14 protein-coding genes are annotated in these 13,845 nt (G+C 76.0%); 3 read left to right on the forward strand and 11 right to left on the reverse strand.

Annotated features, from left to right (window positions below):
* Positions 1 to 1,317: MFS transporter (locus SH587_RS21195; protein WP_320672648.1), on the forward strand; the 1,317-nt coding region annotated here is incomplete at its 5' end.
* Between the two features lies 1 nt (position 1,318).
* Here SH587_RS21195 and SH587_RS21200 read toward each other — a convergent pair.
* The 3 genes from SH587_RS21200 to SH587_RS21210 all read right to left on the reverse strand — a co-directional run bounded on the left by SH587_RS21200 (position 1,319) and on the right by SH587_RS21210 (position 4,636).
* Positions 1,319 to 2,437 (reverse strand): M24 family metallopeptidase, encoded by a 1,119-nt coding sequence (locus SH587_RS21200; RefSeq protein WP_320672649.1) that lies wholly within the window; start codon positions 2,435 to 2,437, stop codon positions 1,319 to 1,321.
* Complete coding sequence (locus tag SH587_RS21205) at positions 2,434 to 3,033, reverse strand: type II 3-dehydroquinate dehydratase (RefSeq protein WP_320672650.1); 600 nt, start codon at positions 3,031 to 3,033, stop codon at positions 2,434 to 2,436. Before SH587_RS21205 ends, SH587_RS21200 begins: the two co-directional genes overlap by 4 nt.
* Before the next feature lie 67 nt (positions 3,034 to 3,100).
* Positions 3,101 to 4,636 (reverse strand): bifunctional shikimate kinase/3-dehydroquinate synthase, encoded by a 1,536-nt coding sequence (locus SH587_RS21210; protein ID WP_320672651.1) that lies wholly within the window; start codon positions 4,634 to 4,636, stop codon positions 3,101 to 3,103.
* Between the two features lie 766 nt (positions 4,637 to 5,402).
* Between SH587_RS21210 and SH587_RS21215 the strand changes: the two genes are divergently transcribed.
* Entirely contained in the window at positions 5,403 to 6,110 is a 708-nt protein-coding gene (locus tag SH587_RS21215) for a LysR family transcriptional regulator (RefSeq protein WP_320672652.1), read from the forward strand.
* Here the strand turns inward: SH587_RS21215 and aroC are convergent.
* The 7 genes from aroC to SH587_RS21250 all read right to left on the reverse strand — a co-directional run bounded on the left by aroC (position 6,059) and on the right by SH587_RS21250 (position 12,476).
* The gene (aroC, locus tag SH587_RS21220) at positions 6,059 to 7,252 is read right to left on the reverse strand and encodes a chorismate synthase (RefSeq protein WP_320672653.1); all 1,194 of its coding nucleotides are present in this window, start codon (positions 7,250 to 7,252) and stop codon (positions 6,059 to 6,061) included. The genes SH587_RS21215 and aroC overlap by 52 nt on opposite strands.
* A 69-nt stretch (positions 7,253 to 7,321) precedes the next feature.
* Complete coding sequence (locus SH587_RS21225; protein WP_320672654.1) at positions 7,322 to 8,236, reverse strand: hypothetical protein; 915 nt, start codon at positions 8,234 to 8,236, stop codon at positions 7,322 to 7,324.
* Positions 8,233 to 9,054: a type II secretion system protein GspM gene (locus tag SH587_RS21230; protein ID WP_320672655.1), complete on the reverse strand. Its 822-nt coding sequence runs from the start codon at positions 9,052 to 9,054 to the stop codon at positions 8,233 to 8,235. Before SH587_RS21230 ends, SH587_RS21225 begins: the two co-directional genes overlap by 4 nt.
* Complete coding sequence (locus tag SH587_RS21235; protein ID WP_320672656.1) at positions 9,051 to 9,818, reverse strand: PilN family protein; 768 nt, start codon at positions 9,816 to 9,818, stop codon at positions 9,051 to 9,053. Before SH587_RS21235 ends, SH587_RS21230 begins: the two co-directional genes overlap by 4 nt.
* Before the next feature lie 2 nt (positions 9,819 to 9,820).
* The gene (gene pilM / locus SH587_RS21240) at positions 9,821 to 10,864 is read right to left on the reverse strand and encodes a pilus assembly protein PilM (protein WP_320672657.1); all 1,044 of its coding nucleotides are present in this window, start codon (positions 10,862 to 10,864) and stop codon (positions 9,821 to 9,823) included.
* Between the two features lie 279 nt (positions 10,865 to 11,143).
* Positions 11,144 to 11,632, reverse strand: a complete 489-nt coding sequence (locus tag SH587_RS21245) for a type IV pilin protein (RefSeq protein ID WP_320672658.1) — start codon at positions 11,630 to 11,632, stop codon at positions 11,144 to 11,146.
* A gap of 88 nt (positions 11,633 to 11,720) precedes the next feature.
* The gene (locus tag SH587_RS21250) at positions 11,721 to 12,476 is read right to left on the reverse strand and encodes a prepilin peptidase (protein WP_320672659.1); all 756 of its coding nucleotides are present in this window, start codon (positions 12,474 to 12,476) and stop codon (positions 11,721 to 11,723) included.
* A gap of 368 nt (positions 12,477 to 12,844) precedes the next feature.
* Between SH587_RS21250 and SH587_RS21255 the strand changes: the two genes are divergently transcribed.
* Positions 12,845 to 13,339 carry a hypothetical protein gene (locus SH587_RS21255; RefSeq protein WP_320672660.1) on the forward strand — a complete coding sequence of 165 codons (495 nt, stop codon included), beginning with the start codon at positions 12,845 to 12,847 and terminating at the stop codon, positions 13,337 to 13,339.
* On the opposite strand, the gene SH587_RS21260 is transcribed toward SH587_RS21255, so the two are convergent.
* Positions 13,336 to 13,812, reverse strand: coding sequence for a PH domain-containing protein (locus SH587_RS21260; protein ID WP_320672661.1), 477 nt, complete (start codon positions 13,810 to 13,812; stop codon positions 13,336 to 13,338). The genes SH587_RS21255 and SH587_RS21260 overlap by 4 nt on opposite strands.
* Between the last annotated feature and the right edge of the window lie 33 nt (positions 13,813 to 13,845).

The raw sequence follows: 13,845 nt of genomic DNA on the forward strand, positions 1-13,845 counted from the left end.
CAGAAGTGGCGGTGGGCCGGCTGCCCGCGGTCGCTGCCGATCGTGTCGAAGACCTTCGTCTCGCCCTCCACGTGCAGGTCCTCGCCCGCCCCCCGCCGCACGCTCGGCCCGCACGCCGCCTACCTGCTGATGGCCGCGGTGATCGGGCTGGCGCTGTTCGCGTCCGCCACCCCCTCGCCGCTCTACGAGGTCTACCGCGAGCAGTGGCACTTCTCGCCCTTCGTCCTGACCCTCGTCTTCGCCGTCTACGCCTTCGGCGTCCTGACCACGCTGCTGCTGGTCGGACGGATCTCCGACGAGGTCGGCCGGCGGCCCGTGCTGACCGTCGCGTTGCTCGCGCTGCTGGTGGCCAGCGCACTGTTCGCCGTCGCCGACGGGCTGGCGACGCTGTTCGTCGCCCGCGCGATCCAGGGCCTGGCGACCGGCGCCGCGATGGGCGCGGCCAGCGCCGCCCTGCTCGACCTGCACCCCCGCCGCGACGCCCACGGCGCCGGCCTGGCCAACGGCACCGCCAGCGCCGGCGGGCTGGGCCTGGGGGCGTTCGTCTCCGCCCTGCTCGTCCAGTACGGGCCGGCGCCGCAGCGCACCCCCTACCTGCTGCTGCTGGTCCTCTTCGCGGTCCTGCTGGCCGGCGTGCGGGCGATGCCCGAGCCGGTCGCCGAGCGCCGGCGGCCGCGGCTGCGGCCGCAGGCGCCGCGGGTCCCGCGGTCGATCCGGCGGCCGTTCCTGCTCGCCGGCCTCGGCGTCCTCTCCTCGTGGTCGATCGGCGGGCTCTTCCTCTCGATCGGGCCCGAGCTGGTGGCGCAGCTGCTCGACACCCGCAGCCACCTGGCCGGCGGGGCGGCGGCGCTCGCCCTCGCCGGGTCGGGCGCGGTCGCCCAGGTGCTCTTCCACCACGTCGCCCCCTGGCGGGCGACGGCGATCGGCTCGCTGGCGCTGGCCGGCGGGATGGCGCTGGTCGTCGGCTCGCTCTCGGTCGGCTCGGCCGTGCTCTTCCTCGCCGCCACCGCGGTCACCGGGATGGGCTTCGGCGTCGCCTTCCTCGGCGGGCTGCGGGCGCTGACCGCGGTCGTGCCCGACCACCACCGGGGCGAGGTGATGTCGGCCTTCTACGTGGTCGCCTACGCCTCGCTCTCGCTGCCCGCGCTGGCCGCCGGGCTGGTCGTCGACCGCCTCGGGCTGGAGCCGACCTTCCGGGTCTTCGGCGCGCTGGTGGTCGTCGTCGCCCTGGTCGTGGCGGTCGAAGCGTGGCGCTCGCGGCCGCGGACCGCCGCCCGCGGCGCCGCGGCCACGGCGGTCGCGGGCGACGCCGCCTAGCTCAGCCGACGGTGACGAGGTCCTTCGGCAGCGTGTTGAGCACCTCGCTGCCGTCGGCGGTGACGACGGCGAGGTCCTCGATCCGGACGCCGAGCTCGCCCGGCAGGTAGACGCCGGGCTCGACGGTGACGATCTCGCCCGCGCGCAGCGCCCCGGCGCCGCGCGGGCTGAGGGTCGGCGGCTCGTGGATCTCGAGCCCGACGCCGTGGCCGAGGCCGTGGCCGAAGTGCTCGCCGTGGCCGGCGGCGGCGATGATCTCGCGCGCGACGGCGTCGACGTCGCGGGCCCCCGCCCCCGCCCGGACCGCGGCCAGCGACCGCTGCTGGGCGTCGAGCACGAGCGCGTAGACGTCGCGCGCGCGGTCGCTTACCGGCCCGGTGGCGACCGTCCGCGTGCAGTCCGAGCAGTAGCCGTCGAGGATCGCGCCCCAGTCGACGGTCAGCAGGACCCCGGCCGGGATCTCGACGTCGCGCGGGCTGGCGTGGGGCAGCGCCCCGTGCGCGCCGGCGGCGACGATCGGATCGAAGCTGTTGCCGCTGGCGCCGAGCCGGCGCATCGCGATCTCCAGGTCGAGCGCGACGGCGGCCTCGGTCCGGCCGACCACCGGACCCTCCAGCACGACCTCGCGGAAAGCCGCGTCGGCCAGCTCGGCGGCGGCCCGGATCCGGGCGACCTCGCCCTCGTCCTTGACCGCGCGGAGGTCGCCGATCAGGGCCGCCGGCCGCAGCTCGACGCCCTCGGGCAGCGCCCCGCGCAGCCGGTCGTGGGCGGCGACGGTCAGGTGGCCGGCGTCGAAGCCGACCCGGCGGGCGCCCTCCGGCAGGTGCGCGACCAGCCCGGCGCCGCCGAGGTCGCGGCCGCCGTCGATCCGCTGCCACGGGTCGGGCACCTGCTCGGCTGCCTGGGTGACGTAGCGGAAGTCGGTCAGGAACCGCAGCAGCGGGCCGTCGGTGCGGGCCGGGCCGACGACGACCACGGCGTTGGAGCCGGTGAAGCCGGTCAGCCAGCGGATGTCGACCAGGTCGGTGACGACCAGGGCGTCGAGGTCGCGCTCGGCGACGGCGGCCGCCAGCTGCTCGGCGCGGGCCGCCGGGACGGTTTCGGTGACGGGGGCGTTCACGATGCGGCTTCCTCCTCGCGGGACGGCTCGGGCTGCTCGACGCTATCGCCGTCGTCGTCGGTGGTCGACGCGACGGGCTCGTCGGCGGGCTCCGCGGTCGCGGCCGGGGCGGGCGCGGGGACGGGCTCCGGCGCCGGCTCGGGCTCCGGCGCGCGGGCGCGCAGCTCGTCGCGCAGGAGCTCGAGCGCCTCGCGGTAGCCGGCCGGGCCCTTGCCGGTGATCGTCGCGACGCAGAGGGCGGAGATCACCGAGTGGTGCCGCCACGGCTCGCGCTTGCTGACGTCGGACAGGTGGACCTCGACCGCGGGCACGCCGGCCAGCTCGAGCGCGTCGCGGATCGCCCACGCGTAGTGGGTCCAGGCGCCGGGGTTGATGACGATCCCGTCGACCAGGCCCTCGGCCCGGTGCAGGTACTCGACCAGCGCGCCCTCGTGGTTGGTCTGGAAGAAGCGCGGGACCAGCTGCAGCTCGCCGGCGTAGTCGGCGATCTGCCGCTCGAGGTCGCGGAAGGTCCCTCCGCCGTAGTGCCCCGGGTCGCGTCGTCCGAGCTGATCGAGGTTCACGCCGTGCACGACGGCGACGCGGAATCGGCGCATCGCCGCATCGTCGCACGGTCGCGCCGCGGTCCGACGTGCGGCCGGCGCCCGGCCGGCCGCGGGCGCCTCAGGCCGCCGTCAGCTCCTCGATCGCGGCCCGCACGTCGCGGTCGGCGATCTGCTGGCCGTAGCGCACGTCGCCCGGCTCGCGGACGACGACGAACGGCACCGGCGCGCTGCCCAGCCGCTTCTTGTCGCGGGCGGTCGCGGCGTGGACCTCGTCGACGTCGATCGAGCGGTCGATCGTGGTCGGCAGCCCGGCGTGGGCCAGCAGCCCGGCGACCTGGTCGCGCAGGTCCTCGCGCCCGGAGAGCCGCAGCGCGGCGAGCAGGCCCAGGCCGACCGCCTCGCCGTGGCGGTAGCGGCGGTAGTCGGTGACGGTCTCGATCGCGTGGCCGATGGTGTGGCCCAGGTTGAGCACCTGCCGGCGTCCGCCGTCGCGCTCGTCGTCGGCGACCACCTGCAGCTTGGTGCGGGCGCAGCGCAGCACCACCAGCGGGTCGACCGGTCCGCCGGCGGCGACCTGGTCCCACAGCGCCCCGCCGGCGATCAGGGCGGTCTTGACCACCTCGGCGTAGCCGGCGGCCAGCTCCGCGGGCGGCAGCGTGGCGAGCACGTCGGGATCGACCATCACCGCGGCCGGCTGGTGGTAGGCGCCGACGTAGTTCTTGGCCGCCGGCAGGTCGACGCCGGTCTTGCCCCCGTAGGCGCTGTCGACCTGGGCGACCAGCGTGGTCGGCACCTGGACGACGGGGATCCCGCGCTGGAAGGTGGCGGCCACGAAGCCGGCCAGGTCGCCGACGACGCCGCCGCCGATCGCGACCACGTGGTCGGCCCGGGTGGCGCCCTGCTCGACCAGCGCGCTCCACATCCGCTCGCAGGTGGCCAGCGTCTTGTGGGCCTCGCCGGGCGGCATCTCGATCAGCCCGCTGAGCCCAGGCACGCGGCCGGCGTGGTGCTCGGCCACGTTCTCGTCGGTGACGGCGAACCGCCGCGAGCTCTCCGGCAGCGGCCACGGCGGCAGCTCGCGGAGCAGCCCGGGACGGAGCCAGACCGGGTAGCCGCCGGAGGCCGTGTGGGCCCACAGCAACGTGGTGCCCTTGGCCCCGTGGGCCTCGGCGATCACGTCGACGGCCGGCCTCAGCAGCTGCCGGTCGACCTCGGGCAGGATCACGTCGGCGACCTGCTCGTAGACCGCCTGCCGCTGCTCGTACAGGCGGTCGAACTGGGCTCGGTCGCGGGCCAGCGGCCGGTCGGAGCGCTTGGCCCGCTTCCAGGCGGTGGTGCGGCTGACGTGCAGCAGCACGACGGTGTGCCGCTCCAGCGCCCGCCGGACGCGCTCGGACTGGAGCGTGCCGCCCCCGAGGGCGATGACCCCGCCGTCGGCCGCCTCCAACAGCTCGCCGACGACCTCCTCCTCGACCGCCCGGAAGGCCGGCTCGCCGTGGGCGGCGAAGTAGTCGGGCAGCGACGATCCGACCCGCCGCTCGATCCGCTTGTCGGTGTCGATCAGCTTCGACCGCAGCGCGCTGGCGAACATCCGGCCGCCGGTCGTCTTGCCGGCGCCCATGAAGCCGATCAGGACGATGGCGGGTCGCGTCATAGGCGGGCAAGTCTACGGTCGCGCTCCCGCCCGCGCGGTCGCCCCACCCCCGCCTCCCCGCCGCCGCCTGGCCCGCACGGAGGATGGAGACCGGTGGGCGGCGGAGACGGTGGTGGGCGGCGCCGCCCGGCATCGGCGACCAAGCGAGCGTGGAGCCCGGCCCACCCGGCGCCCGCCGTCCCGGACGCCCGCCGCATTCCCGACCCGGACGGTGGACGCGTTCCCGTCCTGACGGTCGTCCGCGACCGCCGTTCCCGTCCAGACCAAGGGCAGCGGAGGCCCGGGCACGCATGGCCGGCCGGTCGATCGGTCGGAGCCGGAGGTGCCCTCTCCGACGAGCGCGCTCTCCGATCGTTCAGGCGACGTGAACGATCTCCGAGCGAGGCCCCGCGGGAGGCTCGACGGTCCGCCCTCCTCGTTCCGCCCGCGCGCGGCCCTGTTCGCGATCCGCCCGCACGCCTTCCCGTCCGCGGTCCGTCCCCGTGCCGTCCCGTTCGCGATCCGCCCGCACGCGGTCTGTTCGCGATCCGGCCACCCGTCGCCCTGCCGCGATACCGGTATCGGCGAACCGGGCCTGCTCCGCCCTCCCCCGGCTTCGCCCGCCGGCCCGCTCGATGCGCGCTCCGCGCACTCCGCCTCGTTCCCGATCGTCAGCCCCTCCTCCAACACCGCCACCACTGCTCCACGCCGTGCCCGGACCGCACCGACTCGGTGCCGATTCGGTGACGCCTCGTGCGGGACCGTTCAGGTGGCCTAGCGTCGAGCCATGCTCCCGATGCGACAGCTGGAGGCCCTGGTGGCGCTCGCCGACTGCGGGCACTTCGGCCGGGCCGGCGAACGACTCGGCGTGACGACCGCCGCCATCAGCGGGCTGCTGGTGCGGCTGGAGACGACCGTCGGGACGCCGCTGGTGCGACGGACCAGCCGGCGGGTGGCGCTGACCGCCGAGGGGGTCGCGCTGCTGGAGGTCGCGCGCCGGGCGCTGGTGGCCGTGGCCCAGGTCGGCGAGCGAGCCCGGGCGATCGCCGCTGCCCGGGTCGGGGTGATCCGGATCGCCGCGCTGCCGGGGTGCCGGGCCACCGCCGCCGGCGTCGCCGCGGCGCTGCGGCGGGCGCTGCCGGGCTGGTCGGTCCGCGTCCAGGTGCTCGACCAGCGGGCGCTGACTGCGGCGATGCGCCACCGGCGGGTGGAGCTGGCCGTCGTACGGCGGGCCACCGTCCTGCTCCACGGCATCCGCTGGACCGGCGTCGGGCCCCAGCGGGGCGGGCAGCTGCTGCTCTGGTGGCCCGGATGGCGATGCCGGGCCGTCGACCGGCTGATCGGCCGCGGAAACCTGCTGGCCGCGGGCGGACTGACATGGCCGATGCCCGCGATCGAGTGGTCGACATCGCCGGACGAAGCCGCCCGGCGACGGGAGGCGAGCTACGCGCCGGCGCGCGCCCGGGCGCCGACCCAGCCGATCCGGTCCTCGTAGGCGGCGATCGCGGCCCGGACGTCGTCGATGTGGTCGCCGCCGAACTTCTCGCGGTAGGCCGAGGCGAGGACGAAGGCGATCATCGCCTCGCCGACGACGCCGGCGGCCGGCACGACGCAGTTGTCGGTCCGCTCGCGCAGCGCCTTCGCCGGCTCGCCGGTCGAGAGGTCGATCGAGCGCAGCGGCTTGGTGATCGTCGGGATCGGCTTGACGACCGCGCGCACCACCAGCGTCTGGCCCGTGGTCATGCCGCCCTCCAGGCCGCCGGCGTGGTTGGTGTGGCGGTGGATCCCCTCGCCGTCCTCGTCGGGCCCGAAGATCTCGTCCTGGGCCTGCGAGCCCGGCGTCGCCGCCAGCGCGAAGCCGTCGCCGAACTCGACGCCCTTGTGGGCCTGGATCGAGCAGATCGCCTGGGCCAGCCGGCCGTCCAGCCGCTCGTTCCAGGAGACGTGCGAGCCGATGCCCGGGTGGAGGCCGAAGACCAGCACCTCGTAGGTGCCGCCGATCGACTCGTTGTTCTTCCGCTCGGCGGTGATGTGGGAGACCATCGCCTTCGAGCTCTCCGGATCGAGGCAGCGGACCGGATCGCCGTCGACGCCCTCGAAGTCGGCGACCGCCAGCGGCTGCTCGCGGGTCGGCACGACCACCGGCCCGATCTGGGTCACGTGCGAGCGGATCTCGACGCCGACCGCGCGCAGGAACGCCTTCGCCAGCGCGCCCCCGGCCACCCGCGCCGCCGTCTCGCGGGCCGACGCGCGCTCGAGGATGTTGCGGACGTCCTCGTGGCCGTACTTCCAGACCCCGACCAGGTCGGCGTGGCCGGGCCGCGGCATGTGGACCGGCGGCACGTCGGCCTCGACCGGCCACGGGTTCATCCGCTCCTCCCAGTTGGCGTAGTCGCGGTTGGCGACCTGGAGGGCGATCGGCCCGCCGAGCGTGCGGCCGTGGCGGACCCCGGCGGTGACCTCGGCCGTGTCGCTCTCGATCTTCATCCGCCCGCCGCGGCCGTGGCCCAGCTGCCGCCGGGCCATGTCGCGGTTCATCTCGTCGCGATCGAGCTCGAGGCCGGCGGGCAGCCCCTCGACCAGGGTCGTCAGGCCGGGTCCGTGGGACTCGCCCGCGGTGGTGAGGGTCAGCGCCATGGGGCACGATTCTACGGACGTGCCCCCGTGGGCGGCCCGCGCGCGAGGCCGCCCACCGAGCCCGGCGCGCTAGCGCGCCGTCAGCCGCACCTGGCCGCGCCAGACGGCCAGGATCCGCACGGCGGTGACGTCACCCGGCTCGCCGCGGCGCTCGGGCGCCCGCAGGACCGCGGTCCGCCCCGCGCGCACGTGCACCAGCCGGCAGCCCTTGGCGCCGTCGCGGAAGCGGGCGACGCAGACGGTGCCCTTCGACTGCGGGTGCGGCAGGGTCACGCCGCGGTCGAGCCGCAGGGTCACGACCTTCCCGCTGGCGGAGACGTCGACGATCCGGGCCACGGCGTGGCGGCTGTTGGGGAGCAGGGTCCCCAGCTTCAGCCGCGAGCGCGAACGGCGGCTGGCCGAGGTCTTGACCCGCATGCTGACCCGCGGCGCCAGCTTGGCCAGCACCCGCCGCTGGTCCTGGACGCTGCCGCCGCCGACCGCGGTCGGGCCGGTCGCCGGGCTGGTGACCGGGGTGGTCGGCGTGACGCTGGTCGTCGCCGTCGCGCCGCCGGCGGCCGCGTTGCTGGCGGCGTTGGCGGTCGCGACCGCGTTGCGGGCCTTGTCGGCCACGCTCGTTCCCGACCCGCCGCTCGGGGTCGACGCGGTCGCGGCCTGCGCGACCGCCGCCGCCCCGCGGGCGAAGGGATCGGTGGTGCGGCCCGAGGCGCTCGCCCGGCGGGCCTGCCGCAGCGCGGTCGCCTCGGTCGTGACCGGGACGGCCCCGTCGCGGTTGGCGGCCGCGACCGCCTGCAGGGCGCGGGCGGTGAGGGCGTCGTCGCCGGGGGCGGTCAGCGCGGCCGCGGGGTCGTTGGCGACCGGGGCGGTGTCCTGACCGCTGCCCCAGACGGCGAGGCCGCCGCCGACGACGAGGGCCCCGCCGACCACGACGGCCAGCAGCGGGTCGACCTGCGCCGACCGGTCGCGGAGGGAACGACTGCTCATGGCTGGGCTCCGGTCGGAGTGGTGGCGGCGGCTGGCGTGGTGGGCGCGCGCTCGGCCGGCAGCAGGTAGGCGACCACGTCGAGCGTGCCCGAGAGCGAGCGCGAGCCCTGCTCGTCGCCGACCGAGAGGTCGACCGAGTTGACCCGCAGCAGCCGGCCCTTGGCCAGGATCCGCTCGCCGCGCGAGCGGACGCTGCCCTGGACCGACTTGACGAAGCGGGTGACGGCGACGTAGCTGCCGCCGACCTGGACGCTGAGGCTGACGGGGACGCTGCCCGGGGCGGTGCCGGCGGTGATCGGCGCGGCGGCGGTGCCGCTCGCGGCCGCGCCCGCGGCCGGCGCCGGGGTGGTCGACGTCGTGCTGCCGTTGGCCGGCGTGCTGGTGGTCGCGTTCAGCTGGTCCTGGCTGGCGTTCGCCTTGGCGACGCCGTCGGCGGCCTGGACGGCCGGGTCGGGGGTCGCGGCGGGCGTCGGCGCGGCCGAGGCCGCGGCGTCGTTGACCTTCAGGACCTCGAAGGTCACGCCGTAGCGCTTGGCGGTGCTGTCGAGCTGCTCGATCAGCTGGGCCGCCTCGACCTTCTCCGGCACCGCGACGCCGAGGCGCCGCAGCTCGCGGACGTTCTCCGGCGCGCGCTCGGCGGCCTGGCGGGACTGCGTCAGCTCGGTCTGAACCTGGGTCGCCTGGGCCTCGGCCGCGTCGCGCGCCTGCTGGGCGGCGTCGCGATCGTCGCGGGCGGGGGTCACGAGGACCATCCACAGCAGGACCCCGCCGGCCAGCACGGCGACGCCGGCCAGCATCATGCGCATCTTCTCGGTCATCGGCCTGCTCCGTTCGTGCCGCCGGCGGCGGCCTGGGTGGCGTTGTCCGGGGTGGCGGGCGCGGCGCTCGGATCGGCCGGCACGGCGGCGGTCGCAGCGCCCTTGGCCGGGACCAGGTCGAGCGTGGTCGTCGGCGCCAGGCCGAGCGCGGCGTCCATCGTCACGCGCCGGCAGCCGCCGCCGGCGGTCGACCCGCCGGACCCGGCCTTGGCGCTGTCGGCGGTCTGGTTGAGCGCGATGTCGGCCACCTGCGGCAGCCGCCGGAGGGCGATCAGCGTGGTGGCGACGCGCCGCTGGTTGTCGGCGCAGCCGTTGATCGCGACGCTGCCCTGGCCGCCGAGGCCGGCGGGCACGGCGGCGCCGCCGGAGGATGCGGTCGCGCCCTGGGCCTGGGCGGTCAGCTTGGTGATGCCGACCTGGCTCGGGAGCGCCCCGGCCACCGACTGCAGCACCATCGCCCAGTCGGTGCGGCCCTGGGCGAGCGCGACGACGGCATCCTCGCGGGTCTGGCGGCGACGGTCGAGCGCGACCACCGGCTGCAGGCGGTTGACCTGGGCCTGCGCGCTGGCGGCGCGGGCGGTGGCGGCGGCCTCGGCCTCGCGAGCGCTCGAGGTGTCGTGGCGGGCCATCGCCCACATGCCGACCTGGGCGACCACGACGACCGCGCCGACGCCGGCGATGCCGTGCCACGGGGTGAGACGGCTCGTCGTGGCGCTGCGCGCTCCGGCGCGCTCCTCGACGGGCAGCAGGTTGACGGCCCTCATGATCAGCTCTCCTCCACGCTCAGGCCGAGCGCCACGGGATCGGCGCCGCCGGCGAGCGCGGCGGCGGGATGGACGGGCAGGTCGAGCGCCTCGGAGAGCAGCGCGGAGACGCCCTCCAGGCCGGCGAGCGGGCCGCTGACGACGCACAGCTGCGGCGCGGCGCCGTCCTCCTGCTCGACGTGGAACTCGACCGAGGTGCGGACGGTGGTGGCGATCGCGCGGATCGTGCGGGCGACGACGGCGCGGGCCTCTGTGGTGGCCTCGGGGTCGAGCGCCTGGTCGCCGAGCAGGCCGCCGGCGGCGTCCTCGACCTCGAGGCCGGCGCGACGCGCCAGGTCCTCGGCGGCCGACTGGACGCCGGCGGGGATCGTGCGGACGAACTGGCAGCCGTCCGGGTCGGCCAGGGCCAGCGTGGTCACGCCGTCCAGGTCGAGCAGCATCGTCGGCTCGGAGGGCTGGACCATCCGGGCCAGGCCGAAGGCGAGCAGGTCGACGCCGACCGGCTCCAGCCCGGCGGCCTTGACCGCGGCGATCTGGCCGTCGACCAGCTCGCGGCGGGCGGCGACCACCAGCGCGCGGCGGACCGGCGGCTCGCCGTCGGCGCCCGGCAGGTCGGTCAGCATCCGGTAGTCGATCAGGGCGTCGTCGGCGGCGGTCGGGATCCGCTCGCGGGCGAGCATCCGGACGGCGGCCTCGAGGTCGTCCTCGTTCTGGACCGGCGGCAGGTCGAGGACGCGGACGGCGACCTTCTGGCAGCCGACGCCCAGGCGGACCTGCTTGCCGAAGCCGTTGCGGCCCTCGACGGCCTGGCGGAGGGCCTGGGCGACGGCGATCGCGTCGACCACCTCGCCGTCGCGGACGGCCCCGGGCGGCAGCACCGCCGAGGCCGAGGCGCGGGCGGTCAGCGGGCCGCGAGGGGCGGCCGCGCAGGCGAGTCCGACGTGGGTGGCGCCGATCCGCACCCCGGTGACCGGGGCGCTGGCCGACGGGCGGCGGGGCGCGGGCCGGGAGGGCAGGCGCGGGAGAGTGAGCTGGCGGCGTGGCATGACGGTGTCTCGGGGTCGGTGGACGCATCGACCGGCGATCGGGCGTCGCTTGACGGGACGCCGCCGCCGTGGACGCTCGTCCGACGCACCCGCTGGCCACCGTCTGGACGCCCGCCGTCGCCGGCGACGCCGCCGCGGCCCGGTTCGCGCGGGCACGGAGGGACCAGCCGCCGCCCGTCCGCCGGATCCGGGCGACGAGCGCCCGCAGCAGCGCCCGCGAGCGGTGGCCGAGCGACCGTCCGCCGTGGAGCGCCCGGGGGCGGCGGCGCGGGGCGCGGGTCACCACGTCCCGTCCTCCGGGCAGCCGTTGGCGCCGGCCGGGGAGCAGATCCGCGAGACCAGTCCGCGACCGACCCGCTCGTAGGCGAAGCGCTCGCCGGCGCGCGAGCGTCCGACGACGACGAAGTGGTCGTCGTCGGCCTCGGTCACCGCGACCTCGCCCTCGGCCGGGTCGGCCCCGCCGACCGTGACCACGATCGGCAGGCCGGTGGCGTTCGCCTGGCCGGCGCGGGGCGCCAGCCGGCTCGGCCGGTCGCAGCCGTCGTAGCCGTCCTCGTCGGCGGCGCAGGCCTCGACCAGCCGGGCGGTCGCGACGACCGCGTGCTTGGCGACGGCGTCCTGGGCCTTGGCGCGCTGGCCGAGGAAGCTGGGCAGCGCGATCGCCGAGAGCAGCCCGATGATCAGGATCACCACCAGGATCTCGACCAGCGTGAAGCCGGCGTCCGGGCGGGCGCGGTGCGGCGGTCGGTGAGCGGCGGGAGCGGCCATCGGGTTGGACGGTCCATCGGTCTCCCGGGGCGCGAAGGCGCGCGGCATCGGTCGTGCTCGACGTCTGTACGACGACCCGGCGACGGCGCTAGAACGTCGACAGGTAGGCGTCGATCAGCGGCTGGCCGGCGACGATCCCGATCACCCCGCCGACGGCGAGGTAGGGCCCGAAGGGAATCCGCATCTTGCGCGCGGACTGGACGCCGTGGCGGGCGGCGAGCAGGGCGCCGGTGAGGCTGCCGACGACCAGCGCGGCGAGGATCGCGACGGCGACGGCGGGGCCGAGGCAGAGGCCGAGGACGCCGGCCAGCTTGACGTCGCCGATGCCCATCCCGTCGGGGCGGATGATCGCCGGCACGAGCAGGAAGAGGGCGGCCCCGGCCCCGGCGGCGACGCGGGCCAGCTCGCCCCCGGGATCGAGCGCGGTGCCGGCCACGAGGGCGACGACGGCGGCCGGGTAGGTGATGACGTTCGGGATCCGCTGGTGGTCGAGGTCGATCAGCGTGATCGGGACCAGGGCGGTGACCAGCACGATGCCGAGCACGACGTCGACCGTGTCGCCGGCGACGGCGGCGACCAGCGCCCAGAGCACCGCGGTCGTCGCCTCGACGAGCGGGTAGCGGCGCGGGATCGGGGCGTCGCAGTCGCGGCAGTGGCCGCGCAGGACCAGCCACGAGAGCAGCGGGACGTTGTCGTAGGCGCGGATCTGGTGGTGGCAGCTGGGGCAGGCCGAGCGGCCGCCGGCGACCGACGCTCCCAGCGGCACGCGGTACGCGACGACGTTGAGGAACGAGCCGATCAGGAGCCCGAAGGCGGCGGCGAAGGCGATGAGCATCGGGAGCATGGCGCGGAGGGTCGAACGCTAGGCATCGGCGCGTTGGCCGTGGGTGTCGCTCTGTGCCGATTTCGTGCCGATTCAGAGGACGTCCCGAGCCCCCCATCGGCAGCTCGGCGTTCGTCCGTGATCGTTGCGCGGCGGCGGGGACCATCCGTCCAGCCGACGGTCCGGTGCGTGGCCAGACGACCGGCGGCGGCCGTTTGGACCGACCGGCGGCGGGCGCGGATTCCGTCAGCCGGGGCGGTTGACGCCGCGTCATGCGGATCGCCATGATCCCGCGAATGCCGGGCGTTCCCCACCGCCGCGGAGCGCTTCCGCGCCGCGCTGTCACCGCCGCCGGGACGGGTGCCGGGCCGGCTCCCCGAGGGCGGACGTTGTTCGGGGCGGCGGTCGCGCTGCTGGTGGCCGGAGCGGTGGGCGGCTGCGGCGACGAGGGTCCGCAGGTCAGCTCGCGCACCCTGGCCCCGCCGCCGGGTGCGCCGGCCCCCGATCCCGCGTCAACCAAGCAGCGCGCGGACCTGGAGACGCGGAACCTGCTGCGAGGAGCGATCTCGGCCGCGGAGACCTGCTTCGCCTCGACCGAGAGCTACGTCCCCTGTCGCACGCGCGAGCAGCTGACCCGCTTCGCCAGCGAGCAACGCTTCGGACCGTTCCTCGAGCACCTGGTGACGGCCGAGCCCCAGCCCGGCCAGATCGCCGTCCTGGTCGCCTCCCGTCGTGAGCTGCGGATCGTCGCCGCCTCACGATCGGGCAACCGCTTCGCGTACTCCCGCACCCTCTCCCGCTCCGGCAGCGGCCAGCCCGTCCAGTCCTGCCTCGTGCGCGCGTTCCCCCAGAGCGAGTCGTGCGAGAAGGGGCGGTGGGGTTAGGCGGGAGTTGGAGGGCGACCGGAGGCGGTCTCCAACTTGAGGCGCTCGTTGAGCCACTTCACTCGACGTTCGACGCCGCGGTAGCGCGGAAAGAGCCCACGCGACGGCCCCTCAATGCCATGGGCGAGGATCACACGGCCGTTCCGCAGGCACACGGTGGCCGTCTCCGCGCCATTCGTTTCACGTCCAACGTCGAACCGCTCGATCTCCGCCCAGCAGACAGTGTGTGATCGGATCGGATTACGCACCCGCACCCCTTGCTCGGACACGACCACAGCCGACCAGCAAATGCGCGCGATCACGGCGGCCGTGAGGGCCGCCATTGCCACAGAGATCGCAACGACCATCCCACGATCCGCAGGAGGCGCGGAGCTAATCGCGCCGCCCAGCGAGAGCGCGGCGCAGCCGACAGCGAAGGCCAGCAACGCACATTTGATGGCGCGCGCTCGAACTACGACGATCTCAGCGAACACCGCTCCGTGTTCCTTCCGTTCGAAAGCCTCGAT

The sequence above is a fragment of the Patulibacter defluvii genome (assembly GCF_034096925.1).
GTDB lineage: Bacteria > Actinomycetota > Thermoleophilia > Solirubrobacterales > Solirubrobacteraceae > Patulibacter > Patulibacter defluvii.